We start from the raw sequence: 22,580 nt of genomic DNA, 5'->3' as shown, positions 1-22,580 counted from the left end.
AGTTCGGGCGATGCGTGGGGAAATAATAGTAAGCCTGCTTATTATACGACTCGCTCGACCTGGCGCAATCCGGAAAAACGGGCATGCCGTTGCGGGCCATTGCGGACCGCCCGCGGGCCAGGCGGCGCGGAGCCCCCGTATAATCGCGCGATGACTACCGACCTCGAAAAGCGCTTCGGCTTCCTGGTCGTCGACGTGGGCCGCCTCTATGGCAAACGTTACGACGAGCTTGCGAAGTCGTCGCTCGAACTCACGCGCGCGCAGTGCCGCATGATTGCGTACCTCGCGCATTACGGCGACATGAACCAGGCGAGCCTTGCAGAACGGCTCGAAGTCGCGCCGATCTCCGCCGGCAGATTGCTGGAGAGGATGGAAGAAGGCGGCTGGGTCGTGCGCACGCCCAATCCCGATGACCGCCGCGAATTGCTGGTGAGCCTCACGCCGAAAGCTGAGGGCGTGCTGGGCGGCGCGCGCCGAGTGGGCGACGAAGTGCAGGCGGAAGCGCTGGCCGGCTTCACGCCCGACGAAGCCGAGCAGTTCGGCCAGATGCTTCAGCGGGTGCGCGCCAACCTGGGCGCGCTCGTCGAGCGCTAATCTTGCGCTCGTGCGCTGTTTTTACAGGTGCCGCTTTTGCTGATGCTCTTGCGTGCGAGCTTGCTGCATCACTTGCCCGCCACCTTGCGCTGGCGCCACAGGCATAGCAGATCACAGGCGAGATGCGCGGCGGCGAGCGCCGTGATCTCGCTCTGATCATAGGCAGGCGCCACTTCCACCACATCCGCGCCCACCAGGTTCACCGCTTCCAGGCCGCGCACGATCGCGAGCGCCTGCGCCGAGGAAAGGCCGCCCGCCACCGGCGTGCCGGTGCCCGGCGCGAAGGCCGGATCCAGACAATCGATATCGAAGGTGAGATAGGCGGGCCGCTCGCCCACGATCTCCAGAATGCGCTCGCGCGCCGCGCGCGGGCCGTTCTCGTGCACCCACGCCGCGTCGAGCACGTTGATGCCGAGAAAGTCGTCGTTCCATGTGCGTATGCCCACCTGCACCGAGGTCTTCGGATCGATGAGCCCTTCCTTCACGGCCTTGTAGAACATCGTGCCGTGATTGAGGCTCTCCGGGTGATCGTCGGGCCAGGTATCGCAGTGCGCGTCGAAGTGAATCAGCGAGAGCGGCTTGCCGTACTTCTCCGCGTGCGCGATCAGAAGCGGATACGTGATGAAATGGTCGCCGCCGAACGTGAGCATCTTGGCGCCCGAACGCAGAATCGTGCGCGCATGCTCGACGATCGCGGGCTTGATGGTGAGCGGATTGTGCGCGTCGAACCAGCAGTCGCCGTAATCGGCCACCGCCAGCGTCTCGAATGGATCGAACCCCCATGGATACGGATGCAGTTCCGCAATCTGCACGCTCGCGGCACGCACCGCGGACGGGCCGAGACGCGCGCCCGAGCGGAAGGTGGTGGCGAGATCGAGCGGCACGCCCGAGATCGCCACGTCCACCCCATTCAGATCGCGCGTGTAGTTGCGGCGCATGAACGACAGCACGCCTGCGTAGGTGTTCTCGATGGAGGAGCCGTGTAGCGTTGGGCGGCGGATGGCGCCGTCGCCGTGAAGAATGTCCGACATGCATTGACCCGATAGGAAAACCGCGGCGAGACACGCACGCCGCGGTGGAAGGATTCATTGGCCACGCGGCGGCACGCGCGCACCCACATCCGGTGCACGTGCGCGCCACCGCGCGGGAAGCGCGAATCCTTTAGCGCAACCGCACGAGCGTGGACTTCAGCTCGGTGTACTTCTCCAGCGCATGCAGCGACTTGTCCCGGCCGTTGCCCGACTCCTTGAAACCGCCGAACGGGAAGTTCATATCGCCGCCTTCGTCGTAGCAGTTGACCCACACCGTGCCCGCACGCAGGCGGCGCGCGATCTCGTGGGCGTTCGTGAGATTCGCCGTCCATACCGCCGCCGCGAGACCGTAGTCGCTGTCGTTGGCGATGCGCACCGCTTCGTCGATCGTGCCGAACGTGATCACCGAAAGTACCGGGCCAAAGATCTCTTCGCGCGCGATGCGTGCGTCATGGCGCGTATCGAACACCGTCGGCTCCACGTAGAAGCCACCGCTCGACGCATCCACGCGCTCGCCGCCCAGCAGCAGCGTCGATTCCTTGCGGCCGGCCTCGATATAGCCAAGCACGCGCTCCATCTGGATCTTGTCGACGATCGCGCCCATCGAGACTTCGGGATCGAGAGGATTGCCAGGCTTGTACGCCTTCGCCGCTTCCAGCAGCTTCGCGAGGAACACGTCCTTGATATCGCGGTGCACGAGCAGGCGCGAGCCCGCCGTGCACATCTCGCCCATGTTGTAGAAGATCGCGCCCGCCGCGGCCTTCGCCGCGCGATCGAGGTCCGGGCAATCGGGCAGCACGATATTCGGCGACTTGCCGCCCAGCTCGAGCCACACGCGCTTGAGGTTGGACTGGCCCGCGTACTGCATGATCTGCTTGCCCACGTTGGTCGAGCCCGTGAAGGCGATGCAGTCCACGTCGCGATGCAGCGCGAGCAGCTTGCCCGGCTCGCCGCCGCCGGGCAGCACGTTGAACACGCCCGCCGGAATGCCCGCCTCGCGCGCGAGCTGCGCCACGCGGATCGCCGTGAGCGGCGACTTCTCGGAAGGCTTCAGCACGACGCTGTTGCCTGCGGCAAGCGCCGGGCCGAACTTCCACGACGCCATCAGGATCGGGAAATTCCACGGCACCACGGCCGCCACCACGCCGATAGGCTCGCGCGTGACGAGGCCCACGAGATGATGATCGGCGGGCACGACTTCACCGCCCACCTTGTCGATGGCCTCGGCGAACCATTCCACGCAATAGGCCGCGCCCGGCACGTCCACGGTGGTGGTGTCGCCAATCGGCTTGCCCGCGTCGAGCGTTTCGAGCAGCGCGAGCTCGTCCAGGTGCTCGCGCATGAGCGCGGCCCAGCGCAGCAGGACCGCCTTGCGCTCGCGCGGGTTCAGGCCCGCCCATACACCTTGCTCGAATGCGCGGCGCGCGGCCGCCACGGCGGCGTCGACGTCGGCCGCGCCGCAGTCGGCCACGCTCGCGAGCACACGGCCGTCGATGGGGCTCACACAGTCGAAGGTGCGGCCCGAATACGCATCGCGCGGGGCGCCGTCGATGAATGCGCGACCGTCGATCTTGAGCGACGCGGCCTTGTCCTGCCAGTAAGCGAGATTTCTCTTTTCCATGAGGATGCCTCAATGATTTGCGATTCGTTCTGCGTGCCGCGAACGCGGCCGAACTTCAATCGAACATCAGTCGAACTTCGGCCTTACGGCGGCTGCACGCAGCGAACCGGATTGGCGCGAGTCAGAAAGTGGGCGGCGAATTGGCCGACACCACCTCGCAAACATCGCTCGCGCTGGGATTGCGAAACCGGTGCGGAAGGCGGCTTTCGAAGTAGTAGCTGTCGCCGGGGTCGAGCAGCCAGGTCGTGCCGTCCACGGTGAGCTCGAGCTGGCCCGCCACCACGACGCCGCCCTCGTGCCCGGCGTGCGTGAGCATTTCGCCCCCCGTGTCGGCGAGCGGCTGATACACCTCGCGCATGATGCCCATGTTGCGGTCCTTCACGTTCGCGCCAGCGAGATAGAACTCGATGGAGGCGTTGCCGAGGTTCGGCATCTCGCCGCGGCGCGACACGATGCTTGCGCCCTCGTTCAGATCAAATGTGAAGAATTCCGCGAGACTCATGGGAATGCATTCGAGCAGCTTCTTGAGCGAGCCCACGGAGGGACTGACACGACTTTGCTCGATCAGCGAGATCGCGCCGTTCGTGACGCCCGCGCGCTTGGCGAGCTCGCGTTGCGACAACCCATAGCGCTTGCGCACGTAGCGCAGGCGTGTTGCGACTTCAGTAGAAACGGATACGGACTCGGTCACGTTCGAAAGCCGGTTGATCAGGGAGCGCGCCGAAAAACGGCTGCGGGTAGCAGCGAACGACGGACGAACAACAGCAAAAACGGCGCGGTGGACGTGTTGAATATTCTAATCAGTTTGTATTTTTTTGCGTTAGTAGAAACCCCTGTAAGTTATTCGAAATATAAAAGCCGCTAGCCATATTTCGCATTCCATCGGTGTTTGCAGCCTGCCACCCGGGAAAGTGCTGACTCAAAAACGTAAAAAAATAATTGACGGCCTTTTTGGCTCGTATATGCTGGACAACAGGTCGATCGGACGGTGACCACCCGGATGAAACATCAACGCAACGCGCTGTTCATGCGGGATACATCGAACGGAACCTATGTTTAGCGTGATGCAGTGCGAACTATTCAGGTCGCGCTGAATAAGTCGGGCAATTTAACAACAACCCCAGTCGAGTGTAATTGTGAGAGTCCGTGGCCCTCTGGTGAGATGGGATCGAAGTCATGCGAGGTGTCTTCGCAGTGACTGCGCCGCCATCGCCGACGGCAGTAGCGGCAGGCTTGCCTCTCGCCTGTTTCTATCCGTCATCACAATCCTTTCGCGCCGGTCTGTTCGGCGCCATAACGCTGTCTCTGCACGCGCCTTCATCGCCGTCCATACGGACGAGGTCGCGTCGCTGCTGCCCTAGCGCCTCTTCTTCCTGCGCCGTTCGTTTTCATCGCCGTCGACCGCATGCGAGCCGTACTGCCGCACGCGAGCGGCGTGGCTGTGCACGCCTGTCCACGGTTGCGCCGCATAACGGTAGAAAACGAACCGCCTACATGATCTCAACGCGCAGCGCGATGCGTTAGCTTCACTTTCGCGCTGCACCTAAAGGCTTGCGGCCTTGCCTCGTGCAAGGTTGCAAGGTCATGTCACGCCCGTAGCGATATTTGCACTTGAGTCGAACGGGCAGAAGAAGTGAAACATTAGTCATGCGAACCAAGCCATTGATTGGAGTGACCGCCGATCGCACGATGATGGGACCGCACGCGTCGCACGTGGCCGGCGAGAAGTACATCGCCGCCGCCGTGGACGGCTCGGGCGGGCTCGCGCTGGTGCTGCCGGCGCTCGGCGCACGGCAGGCGGCGGCCGACATACTCGATGCCGTTGACGGCCTGCTCTTCACCGGCAGCTACTCGAACGTCGAGCCGCATCGCTACGGCGGCGCGGCCAGCGCCGCGGGCACGCTGCACGACCCCGAGCGCGACGCCACCACGCTGCCGCTGCTGCGCGCGGCCATCGACGCGGGCGTGCCCGTGCTCGCCATCTGCCGCGGTTTTCAGGAGATGAACGTCGTGTTCGGCGGCACGCTGCACCAGCAGGTGCATGCGGTCGACGGGCTCGACGACCATCGCGAGAACAAGGCCGATACCCTCGAAACGCAATACGGCCCGGCGCATTCCATCGCGCTGGTCGAGGGCGGACTGCTGCAACGGCTCGCCGGCGGCGCACGCGAAGCCAGCGTGAATTCGCTGCACGGGCAAGGCATCGAAACGCCCGGTCACGGACTGGTTGTGGAAGCAACGGCGCCGGACGGCCTCATCGAAGCGATCAGCGTGCCCAATGCGGCGAGCTTCGCACTCGGCGTCCAATGGCACCCCGAATGGCAGCACGCGCAGAACGCGTTGTCCACCGCGATCTTCCGCGCCTTTGGCGAAGCCTGCCGGGCCCGCATGCTGGCCCGAATACCGCGCGAAGCCGGACGCCAGCCCGCGCACACTGCCCGCGCGCACGTTTGACGCCGGCTCATACAGAACAGAGAGAACGACCATGAATGACATCGACGAATTCCTGAAGAAGCACCACATCACTGAAATCGAAGCCATCATCCCCGATATGGCAGGCATCGCGCGCGGCAAGATCATCCCGCGCAGCAAGTTCGAATTCGGCGAGAACATGCGGCTGCCGCAAGCCGTGATGATCCAGACCGTGACCGGCGACTATCCGGAAGACGGCACCCTCACGGGCGTCACCGACCCCGACATGGTGTGCGTGCCCGACCCCTCGACCATCCGCATCATTCCGTGGGCTGTCGATCCCACGGCGCAAGTGATTCACGATTGCGTGCACTTCGACGGCACGCCGGTCGAGATCTCGCCGCGCCGCGTGCTGCGCCGCGTGCTCGAGCTCTACAAGGCGAAGGGCTGGAAGCCCGTGATCGCGCCGGAGCTGGAGTTCTATCTCGTCGACATGAACAAGGACCCGGATCTTCCGCTCACGCCGCCGATCGGCCGCACGGGCCGCCCGGAAACCGGCCGCCAGGCGTATTCGATCGAAGCGGTCAACGAGTTCGATCCGCTGTTCGAAGACATCTACGAGTACTGCGATATTCAGGACCTCGAAGTCGATACGCTGATCCACGAAGTGGGCGCGGCGCAGATGGAGATCAACTTCCTGCACGGCGACCCGCTCAATCTCGCCGACCGCGTGTTCCTCTTCAAGCGCACTGTGCGCGAAGCGGCGCTGCGCCACCACATGTACGCCACCTTCATGGCCAAGCCCATGGAGAACGAGCCGGGCTCGGCCATGCACGTGCACCAGAGCCTCGTCTCGGAGGAAAGCGGCCAGAACCTCTTCACGGGTCCGGACGGCAAGCCCACCGACATGTTCTATGCGTACATCGCGGGGCAGCAGAAGTACACGCCGGCGCTCATGCCGATCTTCGCGCCGTACATCAACTCGTACCGCCGTCTGTCGCGCTTCATGGCGGCGCCCATCAACGTGGAGTGGGGCTACGACAACCGCACCGTGGGTTTCCGCGTGCCGTATTCGTCACCGGCCGCGCGCCGTGTGGAGAACCGCATTCCCGGCGTGGACTGCAACCCGTATCTCGCGATTGCCGCCACGCTGGCCGCCGGCTATCTGGGCATGACGCAGCACCTCAAGCCCACGGAGCCGCTCGTGAGCGACGGCTATTCGCTGCCCTACCAGTTGCCGCGCAATCTGGAGGAAGGCCTCTCGCTGATGAGCGGCTGCGAGCCGCTCAAGGACATCCTGGGCGAGAAGTTCGTGCGCGCCTATCTCGCGCTCAAGGAAACCGAATACGAAGCGTACTTCCGCGTGATCAGTTCGTGGGAACGCAAGCACCTGCTGCTGCACGTGTAATAGACAGGAGACACGAAAGATGAGCTATCGAATCGACGCCCCCGCCAGCGCGCTGCAAGAGCTGCCGACGACGCTGCGCGCGCAAACCGCGCGCTCGACTGCCGAGTACCGCGCACTCGACGCTGCGCATCACATCCATCCGTTCTCCGACATGGGCTCGCTGAACAAGGCCGGCAGCCGCGTGATCGTGAAAGCGAAGGGCGTGTACCTGTGGGACTCGGAAGGCAACCAGATCATCGACGGCATGGCCGGACTCTGGTGCGTGAATGTGGGCTACGGCCGCAAGGAACTCGCGGATGCGGCCTACAAGCAGCTCCAGGAGCTGCCCTTCTACAACACGTTCTTCAAGACCACGCACCCGCCGGTGATCGAGCTTTCGGCGCTGCTGGCCGAGCTCTCGCCCGAGCCGTTCAATCACTTCTTCTATTGCAACAGCGGCTCGGAAGGCAACGACACGGTGCTGCGCATCGTGCACCAGTACTGGCTCACGCAAGGCAAGCCTTCGAAGAAGGTCGTCATCTCGCGCAAGAACGGCTATCACGGCTCGACCATCGCGGGCGGCACGCTCGGCGGCATGGGCTACATGCATGAGCAGATGCCCTCGAAGGTCGAGAACATCGTCCATATCGATCAGCCGTACTTCTTCGGCGAAGCGCAAGGCGACATGACGCCCGAGGAGTTCGGCCTCGCGCGCGCCCAGCAGCTCGAAGCGAAGATTCTCGAAGTGGGCGCGGAGAACGTGGCCGCCTTTATCGGCGAGCCGTTCCAGGGCGCGGGCGGCGTGATCTTCCCGCCCTCCACGTACTGGCCGGAAATCCAGCGCATCTGCCGCAAATACGACATCCTGCTGTGCGCCGACGAAGTGATCGGCGGCTTCGGTCGCACCGGCGAATGGTTCGCGCATCAGCACTTCGGCTTCGAGCCCGACCTCATCACGATGGCCAAGGGTCTCACGAGCGGCTATGTGCCGATGGGCGCGGTGGGCATTCACGACCGCATCGCCAAGGCGCTGATCGAGAACGGCGACTTCAACCATGGCCTCACGTATTCGGGCCATCCGGTGGCCGCCGCGGTGGCGGTCGCGAACCTCAAGCTGCTGCGTGACGAACGCATCATCGAGCGCGTGAAGACGGACACCGGCCCGTACTTCCAGCAGCGTCTGCGCGAGACCTTCGGCAATCACCCGATCATCGGCGACATCTCGGGCACGGGGCTGGTGGCGGGCCTGCAGCTCGCGGAGGATCCGAAGGCGCGCAAGCGCTTCGCGAACGGCGGCGACGTGGGCACGATCTGCCGCGACTTCTGCTTCAACGGCAACCTGATCATGCGCGCCACCGGCGACCGCATGCTGCTCTCGCCGCCGCTCGTCATCACGCGCGACGAGATCGATGAAATCGTGTCGAAGGCAAAGAAGGCCGTCGACGCAACCGCGCAACAACTGGGACTTTCGTAACGCTGCAAACGTAAGGGCTGGCGGCGCACAACGGGGTGCGGGCGCCGCCCGCCAACTTTTATCTTCTGGGGAATTCAACATGAGTGTCAGACATCTTCGTCATGCCGTCGCAGTGGCCGCGCTTGCCGTCTGTGCGGGTCTCACGGCGACCTCGAGCCAGACGGCTCGCGCCGCCGACGACGCACTGAACGTGTACAACTGGTCCGACTACATCGCGAAAGACACGATCCCGAACTTCGAGAAGCAGACGGGCATCCATGTGAAGTACGACAACTACGACAGCGACGACACGCTGCAGGCCAAGCTGCTCGCAGGCAGCTCGGGCTACGACATCGTGGTGCCGACCTCGAACTACATGGCCAAGCAGATTCAGGCCGGTGTCTACCAGAAGCTCGACAAGTCGAAGCTCCCCAATCTCGCGAACCTCGATCCGCTGCTCATGCACATGATTGCCGACGCCGATCCGGGCAATCAGTACGGCGTGCCCTGGGCATTCGGCACCGACGGTGTCGGCTACAACCAGGAAGCGATCGAGAAGGCGCTGGGCGCGAACGCGCCAGTGGATAGCTGGGCACTGATCTTCGATCCGCAATACCTCTCGAAGCTCAAGGGCTGCGGCGTCTCGTTCCTCGACCAGGCCGTCGACGCCTTTGCGGCCACGCTGCAGTACATGGGCAAGAACCCCAACAGCACGAACCCGGCCGACTATCAGGCGGCGTTCGAAGTGCTGAAGAAAGTCCGCCCGTACATCACCCAGTTCAACTCCTCGGGCTACATCAACGACCTCGTGAACAACGACATCTGCGTCGCGTTTGCCTGGTCCGGCGACGTGGGCATCGCCCACCGCCGCGCCGAGGAAGCGAAGCGCTCGTATCACATCAAGTTCGCGAATCCGAAGGAAGGCGGCCTGCTGTGGTTCGACGTGATGGTCGTGCCCAAGGACGCTCCGCACCCCGAAGCGGCCATGAAGTGGATCAACTACATCGAAGATCCGAAGGTCAACGCCGCGATCACCAACGAAGTGTTCTATCCCACCGCAAACAAGGCCGCGCACCAGTTCGTGACGGCGGGGGTCGCTCAGGATCCGACGGTCTATCCGTCGGAAGACGTGCTCAAGAAAATGACGCTGATGAAGCCGATGCCGGCCGACATCCTGCGCCTCGAAAACCGTCTGTGGTCGCAGCTGAAGACCGGCCACTGATCGACTGAACGGGGCGGCCGCCCGCCCCCGGAAGAAAACCGAAGGAGAAGGAAGGAGACAACGTGCGGAAGAGGGATCGCTCGACCCCTCTCCGCCAGAAGTTTGCTGTTCGAAGTCCGGCTGTGCGCGCCGCCCCCTTATTTGAAACCGACGCGCCAGTTTCCAACGAGCTCCGTTCGCAGTACTAAGGTCCGCGAGTCGCATTTGCGCCCCGTGCGGGGCCACTCGCGCCCGCATTTGCCCACGCCATGCAAGGACATGCCGTACCGCGATCAGAAAGGAACCCAGGTTACATCATGAATTCGACGTCCCAAGTCAACGCCTCCGAAGCCGCTCGCGCCACCGCCGCGGCCAGCTCCCGCGACGCTTTCGTGCGCATCGAAAACGTCGTCAAGAAGTTCGGCGACAGCGTCGCCGTCAACAACGTGAGCCTGAACATCGCGAAGAACGAGCTCTTCGCGCTGCTCGGCAGCTCGGGTTGCGGCAAGTCCACGCTGCTGCGCATGCTCGCCGGCTTCGAGGCCGCCACCTCGGGCAAGATCTTCGTTGACGGCGAAGACCTCGCGACGCTGCCCCCGTATCGCCGCCCCGTCAACATGATGTTCCAGTCGTACGCGCTCTTCCCGCACATGAGCGTGGAGTCGAACGTCGCGTTCGGCCTGAAGCAGGAAGGCGTGCCCAAGAACGAGATCAAGGAGCGCGTGGCCGATGCGCTTAACCTCGTGCAGATGGGCCGCTACGCCAAGCGCAAGCCGCATCAGCTCTCGGGCGGCCAGCAGCAGCGCGTCGCGCTCGCCCGCTCGCTCGTCAAGCGTCCGAAGCTGCTGCTGCTCGACGAGCCGATGTCCGCGCTCGACAAGAAGATCCGCCAGAAGACCCAGCTCGAACTCGTGAACATCATCGAGAAGGTCGATGTCACCTGTGTGATGGTCACGCACGATCAGGAAGAGGCGATGACCATGGCCAACCGCCTCGCCGTCATGAGCGAAGGCCGCATCGTGCAGATCGGCTCGCCCAACGACGTCTACGAATTCCCCAACAGCCGCTTCTCTGCCGAGTTCATCGGCTCGACCAACCTCTTCGAAGGCAAGGTCGTCGAAGACGAGCCCGATCACATCTACGTCGAAAGCGAGGACCTCGAAGCGCGCATGTACGTGAGCCACGGCATCACCGGGCCGCTCGGCATGCCGGTGGGCATCTCCGTGCGCCCCGAGCGCGTGCGCGTCACGCGCGAGAAGCCCACCACGCCGCACAACTGGGCGCGTGGCGTGGTCAAGGACGTGGCCTACATGGGCAGCTATTCGCTCTATCACGTGCGCCTGCCCGGCGGCAAGGTGGTCGTCTCGAACCTCTCCAGCTCGCACCTCATGAACGAGGGCGCGCCGGCCCGAACGACGACGTCTATGTCTCGTGGTCGCCCGCCAGCGGCGTCGTGCTCACGCAATAACGGAGATGCCGACATGAGTACGACTTTACCTTCCACGACGGCCGCCTCGCGCGGCACGCTCGCACGCTTCCTCTCGCGCTTCGTGCCTTCGGGCCGCACCACCGTCATCGGGATTCCGTTCCTGTGGCTCACGCTGTTCTTTGCCGTGCCGTTCGTGCTCGTGCTCAAGATCAGCTTCGCCGACCAGATGATGGCCGTGCCGCCCTACTCGAACCTCGTCGAGATGAAGGACGGCATGGTGCACCTGGCGCTGCAGCTCGGCCATTATGTGTTCCTGCTGCAGGACAGCCTCTACGTCGCCACCTACATCAGCTCGCTGAAGATGGCCGCGGTCTCCACCTTCTTCTGCCTGCTGATCGGCTACCCCATCGCCTACTACATCGCGCGCTCGAACCCCGCCACGCGCAACGTACTGATGATGGCCGTGATGCTGCCGTTCTGGACCTCGTTCCTGATCCGCGTCTACGCGTGGATCGGCATCCTCAAGGACGACGGCCTGCTCAATCACGCGCTCATCGCGATCGGCCTGATCCACTCGCCGCTGCGCCTCTATCACAGCGATGCCGGCGTCTATATCGGCATGGTCTATTCGTACCTGCCCTTCATGGTGATGCCGCTCTACGCGCACCTCGTGAAGATGGACCTCACGCTGCTGGAAGCCGCCTATGACCTGGGCGCCAAGCCCTGGGTCGCGTTCACGCGCATCACGCTGCCGCTCTCGAAGAACGGGATCATCGCGGGCAGCCTGCTCGTGTTCATCCCGGCAGTGGGCGAGTACGTGATTCCCGAACTGCTCGGCGGCGCGGACACGCTCATGATCGGCCGCGTGATGTGGGACGAGTTCTTCAACAACATGGACTGGCCGATGGCATCGGCCGTGACGGTCGCGATGGTGGTGCTGCTGCTCGTGCCGATGGCCCTCTTCCAGCACTACCAGGTCAAGGAAATGGAGGACCGCAAATGATCAAGCCCAACCGCACCCTGTCCACGGGCGTGCTCACGCTCGGGTTCCTGTTCCTCTATATCCCGATCATCAGCCTCGTGGTGTATTCGTTCAACGAATCGAAGCTCGTGACCGTCTGGTCGGGCTTCTCGCTGAAGTGGTACGCCGCGCTGCTGCAGGACGACGAGCTCCTCACCGCCGCCTGGCTCTCGCTGAAGATCGGCCTGATGACGGCGTTCGCGTCGATTGCGATCGGCACGTGGGCCGGTTATGTGCTCGCGCGCATGGGCCGCTTCCGGGGCTTCGCGCTGTTCGCGGGCATGATCAACGCGCCGCTCGTGATTCCTGAAGTCATCCAGGGCATCTCGCTGCTGCTGCTGTTCGTCGCGATGGAGCAGTTCCTCGGCTGGCCGAAGGGCCGTGGCGTGCTGACCATGTGGATCGGCCACGTGATGCTGTGCGTCTCGTACGTGGCGATCATCGTGCAGTCGCGCGTGAAGGAGCTGAACAAGTCGCTCGAAGAGGCCGCGCTCGATCTCGGCGCCACGCCCTTCAAGGTGTTCTTCGTGATCACGCTGCCGCTGATCTCGCAGGCACTCATCTCGGGCTGGCTGCTCTCGTTCACGCTTTCGATCGACGACCTCGTGCTCTCCGCGTTCCTCTCGGGTCCGGGCTCGACGACGCTGCCGCTGGTGGTGTTCTCGCGTGTGCGTCTGGGCCTGAATCCGGAGATGAATGCACTCGCGACCCTCTTCATCAGCGCGGTGACGATCGGTGTGATCGCGGCCAACTACATCATGTCGGCCCGCGAACGCAAGCGCATGCGCGACATGCAGATGGCCTTCGTGCAGCCCGATCCCTCGGAAGCGGTGCAGGGCGCCGTGCAGGGCGCACCGGCGGGCGCGGTCGGCTCGCCGCTTGGCCGGCGCGCGGCCTGATCGCCGGATCGCAGTCCACAGAACGCAGTCCACCTAAAGCGGCGCGCGCGGTTCGCAGGCTGCGGCGCGCGCCGCGCGCAACGCCCGGCGGCACAGGGGAAAGACACGCCAGGGCGCCTGCCATAACGATCCATAAGGAGAATCCTGATGAAGAAGAAATTAATCTGTCTGCTGGTGGCCGGGGCACTGCCAGGGCTCGCTTTTGCGGACTCGACCAGCGATCAGATCAAGGCCCTGCAGCAGCAGCTCAACGCGCTGCAAAAAGAGGTGAAATCGCTCAAGAACGAGCTTGCTGCATCGAACACGGGCGCGAAGGGCACGGCGAAGAGCGCCACCGCCGCCACGGGCGCGGCCGCCGCAACGACAGCCGCTGCCGCGCCGGCCGTCGACATGTCCTCGCCCGACTACGGCAAGCAGCCTGCGCACCTGACCAACGACGACGTCGACTCGATGAAGCAGCAGATCGCGAGCCAGCAGCTGAAGGTGGACTCGCTCTCCGACGCGGCCAACACCGGCCCGATCGCGGGCCTCTCGGTCACGGGCTATATCGACCCGACGTATATCTACAACCGTGCCCCCGGCACGTCGTCGTTCCTGTTCGCGAACCACGAAAGTTCGTATAACTACTTTAACAGCACGTTCGGCGACCTCTACCTCGACATCAAGAAGACCTTCGGTGTCGGCCCGATGGCGCCTTCGGCCGAAATCACGCTCATGCCCAACCGCGGCAACGGCATCACGCTGCTGGCCAACGAGCATGGCGACATCGGCAACAACATCCTGAACACGGCGGTCATCACGGTGCCCGTGACGGCCACGGGCACGTTCGTGGCCGGTCTCATGCCGAGCTTCGGCGGCTATGAGGTGCAGCAGTCGAACCAGATGCTCACCCTCACGCACAACCTGCTCTATGACTTCTCGGATCCGGGCAGCTATGTGGGCGTGGGCTGGAACTACTCGCCCGACAGCAGCCAGTGGGCCTTCAAGTTCATGGTCGGCAACGAGCAGTACCGTACCTACGGCGCGGTCACGCAGACCGGCACGAACGCGCTGGGCGACCCCATCACGACGAGCAACAAGATCCCGACCTTCACGGCGCGCGCCGACTACACGTGGTCGAGCGCACTCGATATCGGTGGTTCGTTCAACGTGGGCCGCCAGACGCTGTCGAGCGCGCAGGATCCGACGACCGGCCAGTTCGTCTACGGTCCGGGCGGCCAGGCCACGAGCTCGGGCGGCTACTTCTTCTTCGGCGAAATGGACGCGACCTACACGCTCGCGGACATCCAGTACAACGCCGAGCTCGACTACGGCCAGCAGCAGCGCGCCGCGTTCAACGGCGGCAATGCGCAGTGGTACGGTCTCTCGCTGCTCGCGCACCGCAAGTTCAACGCGCCGGTGGTGGGCCGCATGGGCGTGACCGCGCGCTACGACGTGCTCGCCGACGGCAAGAACGGCGGCGGCGGTGGCGGCATCGCGCTCAACGGCAACGGCATGGATCCGTACAACGGCTTCGGCGTCGGTTCGGAGTGCCTGGCGACTTCGCAGGCCAACGGTGGTCATGGCTTCGAATGCAACGGCGCAACGCGTCAGGACGTAGCCCTCGATCTGCTGTTCTATCCGACGCAGCAGGTCACCGTGAAGGTTGAATATCGTCACGACTGGGCCACGCAGAAGGTGTTCCTGCGCGACGACGGCTCGTACAGCAAGAGCAACGACCTGCTGGGCGCGCAGTTCATCTACTCGTTCTGACGGGTACGTCGCGGGCGGCGGGTTACACCCCGCCGCCCGCATTTTTTTGTACGCTCCCTCTATGCTCAAATTCGCCAATCAGCCTCATGCGCCGTCGTGGTACGCGGCCACCGTCAACGACACGATCCACCACCCCGCCCTGCAAGGCACGCTGGATGCCGACGTCTGTGTGATCGGCGCGGGTCTCACCGGTGTTTCGGCGGCGCTCAATCTCGCCGAACGCGGCTATCGGGTCGCGCTCCTCGAGGCGTCGAAAGTCGGATGGGCCGCGAGCGGGCGCAACGGCGGCCAGTTGATCGGCGGCTTCGCGTGCGGCATGGACACGTTCGCGCAATTCATGAACGAGGGCGAGGTCAAGCAGATGTGGGCGATGGGCCTCGAAACGCTCGACATCGTGAAGTCGCGCGTGGCGAAGCACAAGATCGATTGCGCGCTCACACCGGGCTACTTCACCGCCGCGAACAAGCCACGCGACGTGGACGAACTCAAGCGCTGGCGCGACGAAGCGGCCAAGCGCTTCGGCTACGAACGGTTCCGTTATGTCGATGGCACCGGCGTGGGCCACTACGTGAAATCGGCGCGCTATCCGGGCGGCATCTACGATCCCGATAGCGGACATCTGCATCCGCTCAACTACACGCTCGGCCTTGCACGCGCGGCGCGCGACGCGGGCGTGCAAATCTTCGAAAACAGCGCGGTCACGCGCATACGCGACGAGCATGGCGGCCATGCGATCGAAACGGCGCAGGGCCAGGTGCGCGCGAAGTTCGTCGTGCTCGCGTGCAACACGTATCTCGGCGCGCTTGCGCCGCAGCTCGCGCGCAAGATCATGCCGGTCGGCACCTATGTGATCGCGACCGAACCGCTCGGCGCCGCGCGCATGGCAACGTTGATGCCGGCGCAAGCCGCCGTCTGCGATAGCCGCTTCGTGCTCGACTACTTCCGCCCGGCGCCCGACACCCGCCTCCTGTGGGGCGGCAAGGTGAGCTATTCGAAGCTCGCGCCGCGCAACCTGGGCGAGGCGATGCGCAACGACATGCTCAAGACTTTCCCGCAGCTCGCCGACGTGAAGGTCGAATACGCGTGGGGTGGCTTCGTCGACATCACGATGAACCGCGCACCGCACTTCGGCCGCCTCTCGCCCACCGTGTATTTCGCGCAGGGCTTTTCGGGGCACGGCGTGAACACCACGGGCCTCGCGGGCACGCTGATCGCCGACGCGATTCACGGCCAGGCCGCACGCTTCGACCTGTTCGGAAAGATCCGCCACCGCGACTTCCCCGGCGGCGCTACACTGCGGACCCCGGCCCTCGTGCTCGCGATGGCCTGGTATCGAATGAAGGATTTGCTCTGATGACACTCGACCTCGACGCCCAGGCGGACGTGCTCGCCCGCCACTCGTACTACGAAGCCACCGCCACGCGCCCCGCCGACGACGACCCCGTGCTCGAGGGCACGATCGAGGCCGACGTGTGCGTGATCGGCGCGGGCTTCGCGGGCCTCTCGGTGGCGCTGGAGTGCCGCGCACGCGGGCTATCGGTCGTGGTGCTCGACGCGCACCGGCCCGGCTGGGGCGCGTCCGGGCGCAACGGCGGACAGACGCTCGTGGGCTTCGCCAAAGACGAGGTGCTCGAAAAGCAGCTTGGCGAGCAGGGCATTCGCGCGGCGTGGGCGCTGTCCATCGAGGGCGTGGCCCTGGTGCGCGAGCGCATCGCGCGCTACGGCATCGCGTGCGATTTCACGCCGGGCTATGTGACGGTCGCGACAAAGCCAAAGCGCGCGCCCGACCTACGCGCATGGATGGACGCCGCCCGCACGCGTTGGGGCTACGACAAGCTCGAATGGCTCGACACGGATGCCACGCGCGCGCGTGTGAATTCGCAGAGCTATCTGGCGGGCGTCTACGATCCCGTCTCAGGACACCTGCATCCGCTCAAATACTGTCTGGGTCTCGCCGATGCCGCGCGCAAGGAAGGCGCTCAGCTCTTTGCGCACTCGCGCGCGCTCGACGTGGTGCGCGGCGCGCGGCCGGTCGTGAAAACCGCGCGCGGCGAGGTGCGCTGCCGCTTCGTCGTGTCGTGCTGCAACGCCGCGCCGGGCGGCGTGCTGCCCGCGCCCGTGGCCGCGCGCATCGCGCCCATTGCCTCGTACATCATCGCGACCGAGCCGCTCGGACGCGCGCGCGCCGATGCGCTGATTCCCGGCCGCGCAGCCATTTGCGACAACAATTTCTTTCTCGACTACTTCCGCCTTTCCGCTGACGACCGCCTGCTGTTCGGCGGCCGCGCCGATTCGACGGGTGCGGCGCCCGCGCAACTCACCGATGCCATGAAGCAGCGCATGACCGGCGTGTTTCCGCAGCTAGAAGGCGTGAGCGTGGAATACGCGTGGGGCGGCTTCGTGGACGTCACGCGCAATCGCGCGCCCGACTTCGGCGCCGTCGATCCGAACTATTACTACGTGCAGGGGTTTTCGGGGCACGGCGTGGCGCTCACGGGCATTGCCGGGCGTGTGGTCGCGCAGGCCATTGCCGGCGAGCGAACGTCGTTCGAGCTGTTTTCGCGCGTGCGCCATGCGCGTTTCCCGGGCGGCCCCGCATGGCGCAGGCCCGCACTCGAGATCGGCATGATGTATCACCGGGTGATGGAGATGTTTTAAAGGATCACCAAGCGATCCTTCGCGACACGCTAAAGCATCGCCCTCAACACCCCCGCCAGCGTCTCCATGAGCGCATCCGACGCCTCCGGCGTGGCCTCCGCATAGCCGAGCAGGAAGCCGTTGTATCGCACTGGCTCCCACCCATCGCGCCCATCCGGACCATCGAGGCAAAACGCGCTGAGCGGCGAAAGCGCGAGGCCATGCGCGCGCGCCGCCTCGCTCACGTCCACGTCGGCGAGCGGCGCGTCCAGGCGCACGCTCAGGTGCATGCCGCCCGCGTCGGCGGACACCGTGATGAGCCCCGCCAGATGCTTCTCGATCGCAGCCACGAGCCCATCGCGGCGCGTCTCGTAGAGCTTGCGCATACGGCGTAGATGCCGCGCATAGCGCCCGCTTTCAATGAAGTCCGCCAGCGCCGCCTGCTCGGCCACGCGGCCCTGGCGCATGAGCGTGCGATGCGCAGTCGCCACCTGCGCCACCGCCTGGCGCGGCACGACCATGAAGCCGATGCGCAGCGCCGGAAAGAGCGTCTTGCTGAAGGTGCCGAGGTAGATCACGGGCGTGTCGTCCGCGAGGCCCTGGATCGACGGCAGCGGCGGGCCGTCGTGGCGCAGCTCGCTGTCGTAGTCGTCTTCGATGATCCACGCGCCGCACGCGCGCGCATGCTCGATCAGCGCGAGCCGCCGCTCGAGGCTCAGCACGCAGCCGAGCGGATATTGATGCGAAGGCGTGAGATACACGAGACGCGGCGGCGCCACGCGCCAGTCCTCCTCGCGCGCGGCCATGCCCGCGGCATCCACGGGCACCGGCACGAGCGTGAGCCCCGCCGCCTGCATCGTCACGCGCGCGCCCGTGTAGCCCGGATTCTCGATCCAGACGCGCTCGCCTGCGTCCGCGAAGAAGCGCGCGCAAAGATCGAGGCTCGTTTGCGTGCCGTCCGTGATGAACACCTGGTCGGGCTGGCAGCGCACGCCGCGCGAGACACGCACGTATTGCGCAATGGCGTGGCGCAACGCCGGCAGGCCCGCGCTGTCGCCATAGCCCAGTTCGCTCGCGTCCACCTCGCGCAAGGCGCGCTCCACCGCCGTGCGCCACTGAGCGAGCGGAAAGGCATCGAGCGCGGGCGTGCCGGGCCGCAGCGCGGTTGCCGCGTCGCCTGACGCGCGGCGCGGCGGCAGCTCGCGCACGCGGCGCGAGAGCAGGCGCGCGGTGTCGTCGCGCGGCTCCGCACGGGCGGCTGGCTGCGCAGCGGCAGGCTTCACGTGGTTGACGATGGAGCCATGGCGCGTGGCCGCGACGAAGCCCTCCTCCACGAGCCGCTCATACGCGTAGAGCACCGAATTGCGCGCGATGCCCAGCTCCTCGGCCAGCGTGCGGCTCGAAGCGAGGCGCGTGCCGCACACGATATCGCCGTCGAGAATCGCGCGGCGCAGGCTCTCGTAGAGCAAGTCCTGTTGCGTGAGCCGGCGCGACGCACTTGCGCGCGCCTTGCGCTCGTAAGCCGCCATCATCAGCGCGTAGTCCAATCTCGTGGCTCCATATTTTGTGGCTTGAGTGGGACTAACAATGGTGCCACAAAACGCTTACGCTGACGCCTGTCTTCGAGTGGAGAATGCCATGGAGATCACGCGGCCCGCCCGGAACCGCGCGCGAACGGCGCCTGGCCGGCGTTACGCCGGCGCGCGCACTGCATGCGTGACCGCCATCGCGCTCGTGCTTGCGGCGCTGGTGTACAGGCGTGCGGACCCGGCAGCGCTCGCGCGCGACGCGTATCGCGCCTGTGCGGGCGATGCCGCGAGCGCCTTGCACGCGCAGGACGCACAGCGCCGTGAGCAAGCACTCGAAACGTTGACCGATTGCGCGGCAAAGCGTTGACGCCAGGGCGCCGGCGCCGATACGAACCTACAAACCCAAGGAGAACGAATTTGAGCCCGACGATCCACGTACGCCCCGTCACGCCTGCGGACTACGACGCATGGCGCCCGCTCTGGGACGGCTATAACCGCTTCTATGGCCGCTTCGGCCCGACCGCGCTGCCCGAGGCGCTCACGCAGACCACCTGGACGCGCTTCTTCGACGGCTACGAGCCCATGCACGCCTTCGTCGCGCTGCAAGGCGAGCGCGTGGTCGGCCTCGTGCACTTCATCTATCACCGCAGCACCACGCTCGACGGCCCGATCTGCTATTTGCAGGATCTCTTCACGAGCGAGGACGCGCGCGGCAAGGGCGTGGGCCGCGCGCTGATCGAAGCGGTCTATGCGCACGCGAAGGCTGCGAACTCGGAACGCGTCTACTGGCACACGCACGAGACGAATCACACGGCGATGCGCCTTTACGACGGCGTCGCCGAGAAGCCGGGCTTCGTCATGTACCGCAAGAACGTGTGAGGCCCAGGCAGCCTCGAGCGCGCCCTCAACGCAGGTCGCTCAGGAGCGACTCGCGCACCTCGCCGTCGATGATCTGGTCCGGCACGCGATAGTTCGGATGATCGCAGCCGATCGTGAGCGCCGCGCCTTCGCGCAGGCGCTTTTTCATTTCCGGCGTGAGCTCGAAGCGCACGAAGTGCACGGCCGAGGTCTTCTCGGCATTGTCGCGCTCGAGGTCCTCGTCGGCGATCGCGTAGACGGGCGGCTCGCCGTCCACCTGCAGGAATACGTGGTCTTCGATGCCAATGAGCCGCCCCAGCGCCGCGCGGCGCTCGATTTCGTTTTCGTACTCGATCTGCAGGGTCGCCTTCAGGTTGCTGCCATCCGGCACGAGCGGCAGGTAGGCGTCGAGCTCGCCCTGGATGCCCTCTTCGTCGAAGATCTTCTCGATGTGCAGCATCTCCTGGATCTGATAGCGGATCGTCGCTTCGTCCTCGAAGAGAAAGGTGAGGTGATTGCCCAGCGCCACGGCGCGGCGCTTCTTGTGCTCGATGATGCGGTTGCGCATCTCGGTGCGCTGCTTTGCATAGGTTTCCAGCGAGAGCAGCGAGTTTCTTGCGATCGTCATCAAGTGTGCCTCATGCGTTAAAACGGCGGCGTGAACATTTCGGCCCGGCTTGACGCGCCGGGCCCGATTTACGTCGTTATCCTCATCAAATCCCGTAAGCGCGGCGCAGCAGCGTGAGCGGATGCGCAAGCGGCGGGCCGCCCTGGGCGTTGCCGAGCTTGTTCTCTTCGATGCCCTGCGCGATGTGATGTCCCGCGAGCTGGCAATCGGAGGAGATGAAATCGGGCTCGCTCTGCGCCATCTGCTTGAACACGGGTGTGCCGATCTTCATCGCCATCGCGTGAAATTCCTTCTTCACGCCGAACGTGCCCGCGTGCCCGGAGCAGCGCTCCACCACGTTGACTTTGGTTTCGGGCACGAGCGAGAGCAGGTCGGAGGTCTTGCGGCCGATGTTCTGCACGCGCGCGTGGCAGGGCACGTGATACGAGACGTTGCCGAGCGGCGTGCGGAAATCGGTCTTGAGCAGGCCGTCGCGATTGCGCGCCACGAAGTACTCGAACGGGTCCCAGAACGCTTCGCTCACGGCGCGCGTGTCGGCGTCATCGGGAAACATCAGCGGCAGCTCGTGCTTGTACATCAGCACGCAGCTCGGCACCGCACCGAGCAGCGCGTAGCCCTCGCGCGCGTACTGCGCGAGCACCGGCATGTTCTCGGCCTGTTTCTTCGCCACGCCCTCCAGGTTGCCCTGTTCGAGCAGCGGCATGCCGCAGCACGCTTCGCTCTTCACCAGCACGTAGGGAATGGCGTTGTGATCGAGCACCGCCAGCAGATCGTGGCCGATGCCCGGCTCGTTGAAGTTCACGTAGCAGGTGGCGTAGATCGCGACCTTGCCCGGTGTGCGCTCGCCGTCGCGCACCTCGCTGGCCGCCGCCTTGCGCGCCGCGCTGCGGAACTTGCGCGTAGCGAACGAAGGCAGCCATGCGTGGCGGTCCACGCCGAGCGTATCTTCCATCACCGCGCGCATCGCCTTCGTGCCGTTCACGGCGTTGACGGTTTGCGTGACCACGGGAATGCCCGCGAGATGGCCGAGTGCGTCGGTGTTCGAGAGCACGCGGTCGCGCAGCTGCACCTCGCCGTTGCGGTAGTGAATGGCCTTCGCGCGCAGCATCAGGTGCGGGAAATCCACGTTCCACGGATGCGGCGGCACATAGGGACACTTCGTCATGTAGCAGAGGTCGCACAGATAGCACTGGTCGACCACTTTCGGAAACTGGGCCTTGTCGACGTCGTGGGCTTCGCCGCTATCGGTTTCGTCGACGAGATCGAAAAGCGCGGGAAACGCGCCGCACAGCGAGACACATCGCCGGCAGCCCGCGCAGATGTCGAATACGCGGGCGAGCTCGGTATCGAGCTGCGCCTGGTCGTAGAACGCGTCGGATTGCCAGTCGAGCGGGTGGCGAGTCGGCGCTTCGAGACTGCCTTCCTTGTGGGGCATGACGTCTCCAGTTCTAGTTGTTTCTTCTGGTTATAAGGGAGCGTTCGCGCGGCGACACACACGAGCGCACGCGCGCGGGCGCATCCGCGCGCGGCGTGCAGGCGCTGCGCGAATGCTCGCGCAGGCCGTATGCGGCCGGCCCTAGTCGGCCAGCACTTCCAGCGCCTTCGTATAGCGGTTCGCGTGGCTGCGCTCGGCCTTGGCGAGCGTCTCGAACCAGTTGGCGATTTCGTCGAAGCCTTCGTCGCGCGCGACTTTGGCCATGCCCGGGTACATGTCGGTGTATTCGTGCGTTTCGCCTGCGATCGCCGACTGCAGGTTCAGGCGCGAGCTGCCGAAGGGCAGGCCCGTGGCCGGATCGCCGACGGCTTCCAGATACTCGAGGTGGCCGTGCGCGTGGCCGGTTTCGCCTTCGGCGGTCGAGCGGAACAGCGCGGCGACGTCGTTCTGGCCTTCCACGTCGGCCTTGGCCGCGAAATAGAGGTAGCGGCGATTCGCTTGCGATTCGCCTGCGAAGGCGTCCTTGAGGTTTTGTTCCGTCTTCGAGCCTTTGAGCTGTGCCATCTATGCCTCCTTCAATCTTCCGGATTTGGGGGGACGCGGCGCTGCGCATCTTCGTGCGGTGCAGCAGAACGTGAGCGCGGACTACGCCGCTCTATCAATCTAGGAAATGTCCTTTGCGTTCCCAATTGT

The 22,580-nt window shown here is 64.9% G+C and carries 20 protein-coding genes and 1 pseudogene; 14 read left to right on the top strand and 7 right to left on the bottom strand.

Going from position 1 to position 22,580, the window contains the following annotated elements; genetic code table 11:
- Positions 1-150: 150 nt before the first annotated feature.
- On the top strand, positions 151-594 hold the full coding sequence (locus tag E1956_RS25190; RefSeq protein WP_134753926.1) for a MarR family winged helix-turn-helix transcriptional regulator: 444 nt from the start codon (positions 151-153) through the stop codon (positions 592-594).
- 68 nt (positions 595-662) lie between these two features.
- On the opposite strand, the gene speB is transcribed toward E1956_RS25190, so the two are convergent.
- The 3 genes from speB to E1956_RS25175 all read right to left on the bottom strand — a co-directional run bounded on the left by speB (position 663) and on the right by E1956_RS25175 (position 3,937).
- A complete protein-coding gene (gene speB / locus E1956_RS25185) occupies positions 663-1,625 on the bottom strand; it encodes an agmatinase (protein WP_134753924.1) in 963 nt (320 codons plus the stop codon).
- Between the two features lie 130 nt (positions 1,626-1,755).
- Positions 1,756-3,246: an aldehyde dehydrogenase gene (locus tag E1956_RS25180; RefSeq protein WP_134753922.1), complete on the bottom strand. Its 1,491-nt coding sequence runs from the start codon at positions 3,244-3,246 to the stop codon at positions 1,756-1,758.
- Positions 3,247-3,367: 121 nt separating this feature from the next.
- Entirely contained in the window at positions 3,368-3,937 is a 570-nt protein-coding gene (locus E1956_RS25175; protein ID WP_134753920.1) for a cupin domain-containing protein, read from the bottom strand.
- 445 nt (positions 3,938-4,382) lie between these two features.
- Here E1956_RS25175 and E1956_RS46965 point away from each other — a divergent pair, with 445 nt between their 5' ends.
- From E1956_RS46965 to E1956_RS25120, 11 genes and pseudogenes are all read left to right on the top strand, one after another.
- The gene (locus tag E1956_RS46965) at positions 4,383-4,607 is read left to right on the top strand and encodes a hypothetical protein (protein WP_232071609.1); all 225 of its coding nucleotides are present in this window, start codon (positions 4,383-4,385) and stop codon (positions 4,605-4,607) included.
- 286 nt (positions 4,608-4,893) lie between these two features.
- Positions 4,894-5,700, top strand: coding sequence for a gamma-glutamyl-gamma-aminobutyrate hydrolase family protein (locus tag E1956_RS25165; RefSeq protein WP_134753918.1), 807 nt, complete (start codon positions 4,894-4,896; stop codon positions 5,698-5,700).
- A 31-nt stretch (positions 5,701-5,731) separates the two neighbouring features.
- Positions 5,732-7,066 (top strand): glutamine synthetase family protein, encoded by a 1,335-nt coding sequence (locus E1956_RS25160; RefSeq protein ID WP_134753916.1) that lies wholly within the window; start codon positions 5,732-5,734, stop codon positions 7,064-7,066.
- Between the two features lie 19 nt (positions 7,067-7,085).
- On the top strand, positions 7,086-8,519 hold the full coding sequence (locus E1956_RS25155; protein WP_134753914.1) for an aspartate aminotransferase family protein: 1,434 nt from the start codon (positions 7,086-7,088) through the stop codon (positions 8,517-8,519).
- Positions 8,520-8,598: 79 nt separating this feature from the next.
- Positions 8,599-9,720: a polyamine ABC transporter substrate-binding protein gene (locus E1956_RS25150; RefSeq protein ID WP_134753912.1), complete on the top strand. Its 1,122-nt coding sequence runs from the start codon at positions 8,599-8,601 to the stop codon at positions 9,718-9,720.
- A gap of 296 nt (positions 9,721-10,016) precedes the next feature.
- Positions 10,017-11,167: pseudogene (locus tag E1956_RS25145) on the top strand (ABC transporter ATP-binding protein).
- A 13-nt stretch (positions 11,168-11,180) separates the two neighbouring features.
- Positions 11,181-12,131, top strand: a complete 951-nt coding sequence (locus tag E1956_RS25140; RefSeq protein WP_134753910.1) for an ABC transporter permease subunit — start codon at positions 11,181-11,183, stop codon at positions 12,129-12,131.
- The gene (locus E1956_RS25135; RefSeq protein WP_134753908.1) at positions 12,128-13,048 is read left to right on the top strand and encodes an ABC transporter permease subunit; all 921 of its coding nucleotides are present in this window, start codon (positions 12,128-12,130) and stop codon (positions 13,046-13,048) included. Before E1956_RS25140 ends, E1956_RS25135 begins: the two co-directional genes overlap by 4 nt.
- Positions 13,049-13,195: 147 nt before the next feature.
- The gene (locus E1956_RS25130) at positions 13,196-14,800 is read left to right on the top strand and encodes a DUF3138 family protein (RefSeq protein WP_134753906.1); all 1,605 of its coding nucleotides are present in this window, start codon (positions 13,196-13,198) and stop codon (positions 14,798-14,800) included.
- A gap of 61 nt (positions 14,801-14,861) precedes the next feature.
- Complete coding sequence (locus E1956_RS25125; protein WP_134753904.1) at positions 14,862-16,154, top strand: NAD(P)/FAD-dependent oxidoreductase; 1,293 nt, start codon at positions 14,862-14,864, stop codon at positions 16,152-16,154.
- Complete coding sequence (locus E1956_RS25120) at positions 16,154-17,458, top strand: NAD(P)/FAD-dependent oxidoreductase (protein WP_134753902.1); 1,305 nt, start codon at positions 16,154-16,156, stop codon at positions 17,456-17,458. Before E1956_RS25125 ends, E1956_RS25120 begins: the two co-directional genes overlap by 1 nt.
- A 29-nt stretch (positions 17,459-17,487) precedes the next feature.
- Here E1956_RS25120 and pdxR read toward each other — a convergent pair whose 3' ends face one another.
- Entirely contained in the window at positions 17,488-18,984 is a 1,497-nt protein-coding gene (gene pdxR, locus E1956_RS25115; protein WP_134753900.1) for a MocR-like pyridoxine biosynthesis transcription factor PdxR, read from the bottom strand.
- A 91-nt stretch (positions 18,985-19,075) separates the two neighbouring features.
- Here pdxR and E1956_RS25110 point away from each other — a divergent pair, with 91 nt between their 5' ends.
- Both E1956_RS25110 and E1956_RS25105 read left to right on the top strand, forming a co-directional pair.
- Positions 19,076-19,333, top strand: coding sequence for a hypothetical protein (locus E1956_RS25110; RefSeq protein WP_134753898.1), 258 nt, complete (start codon positions 19,076-19,078; stop codon positions 19,331-19,333).
- A gap of 50 nt (positions 19,334-19,383) precedes the next feature.
- The gene (locus E1956_RS25105) at positions 19,384-19,845 is read left to right on the top strand and encodes a GNAT family N-acetyltransferase (RefSeq protein WP_134753896.1); all 462 of its coding nucleotides are present in this window, start codon (positions 19,384-19,386) and stop codon (positions 19,843-19,845) included.
- Between the two features lie 25 nt (positions 19,846-19,870).
- On the opposite strand, the gene E1956_RS25100 is transcribed toward E1956_RS25105, so the two are convergent.
- The 3 genes from E1956_RS25100 to E1956_RS25090 form a co-directional block, all read right to left on the bottom strand.
- Positions 19,871-20,452 (bottom strand): DUF3501 family protein, encoded by a 582-nt coding sequence (locus E1956_RS25100; RefSeq protein ID WP_134753894.1) that lies wholly within the window; start codon positions 20,450-20,452, stop codon positions 19,871-19,873.
- Between the two features lie 85 nt (positions 20,453-20,537).
- Complete coding sequence (locus E1956_RS25095) at positions 20,538-21,887, bottom strand: heterodisulfide reductase-related iron-sulfur binding cluster (protein WP_134753892.1); 1,350 nt, start codon at positions 21,885-21,887, stop codon at positions 20,538-20,540.
- Between the two features lie 141 nt (positions 21,888-22,028).
- Complete coding sequence (locus tag E1956_RS25090) at positions 22,029-22,451, bottom strand: rubrerythrin family protein (protein WP_028218209.1); 423 nt, start codon at positions 22,449-22,451, stop codon at positions 22,029-22,031.
- Positions 22,452-22,580: the final 129 nt, after the last annotated feature.

Origin of the sequence: Paraburkholderia pallida, assembly GCF_004524855.1 — a bacterium.
GTDB classification, from domain to species: domain Bacteria; phylum Pseudomonadota; class Gammaproteobacteria; order Burkholderiales; family Burkholderiaceae; genus Paraburkholderia; species Paraburkholderia oxyphila.
Note: the sequence above shows the minus strand (reverse complement) of the source record. Positions and strands in the feature narration are given on the sequence as shown.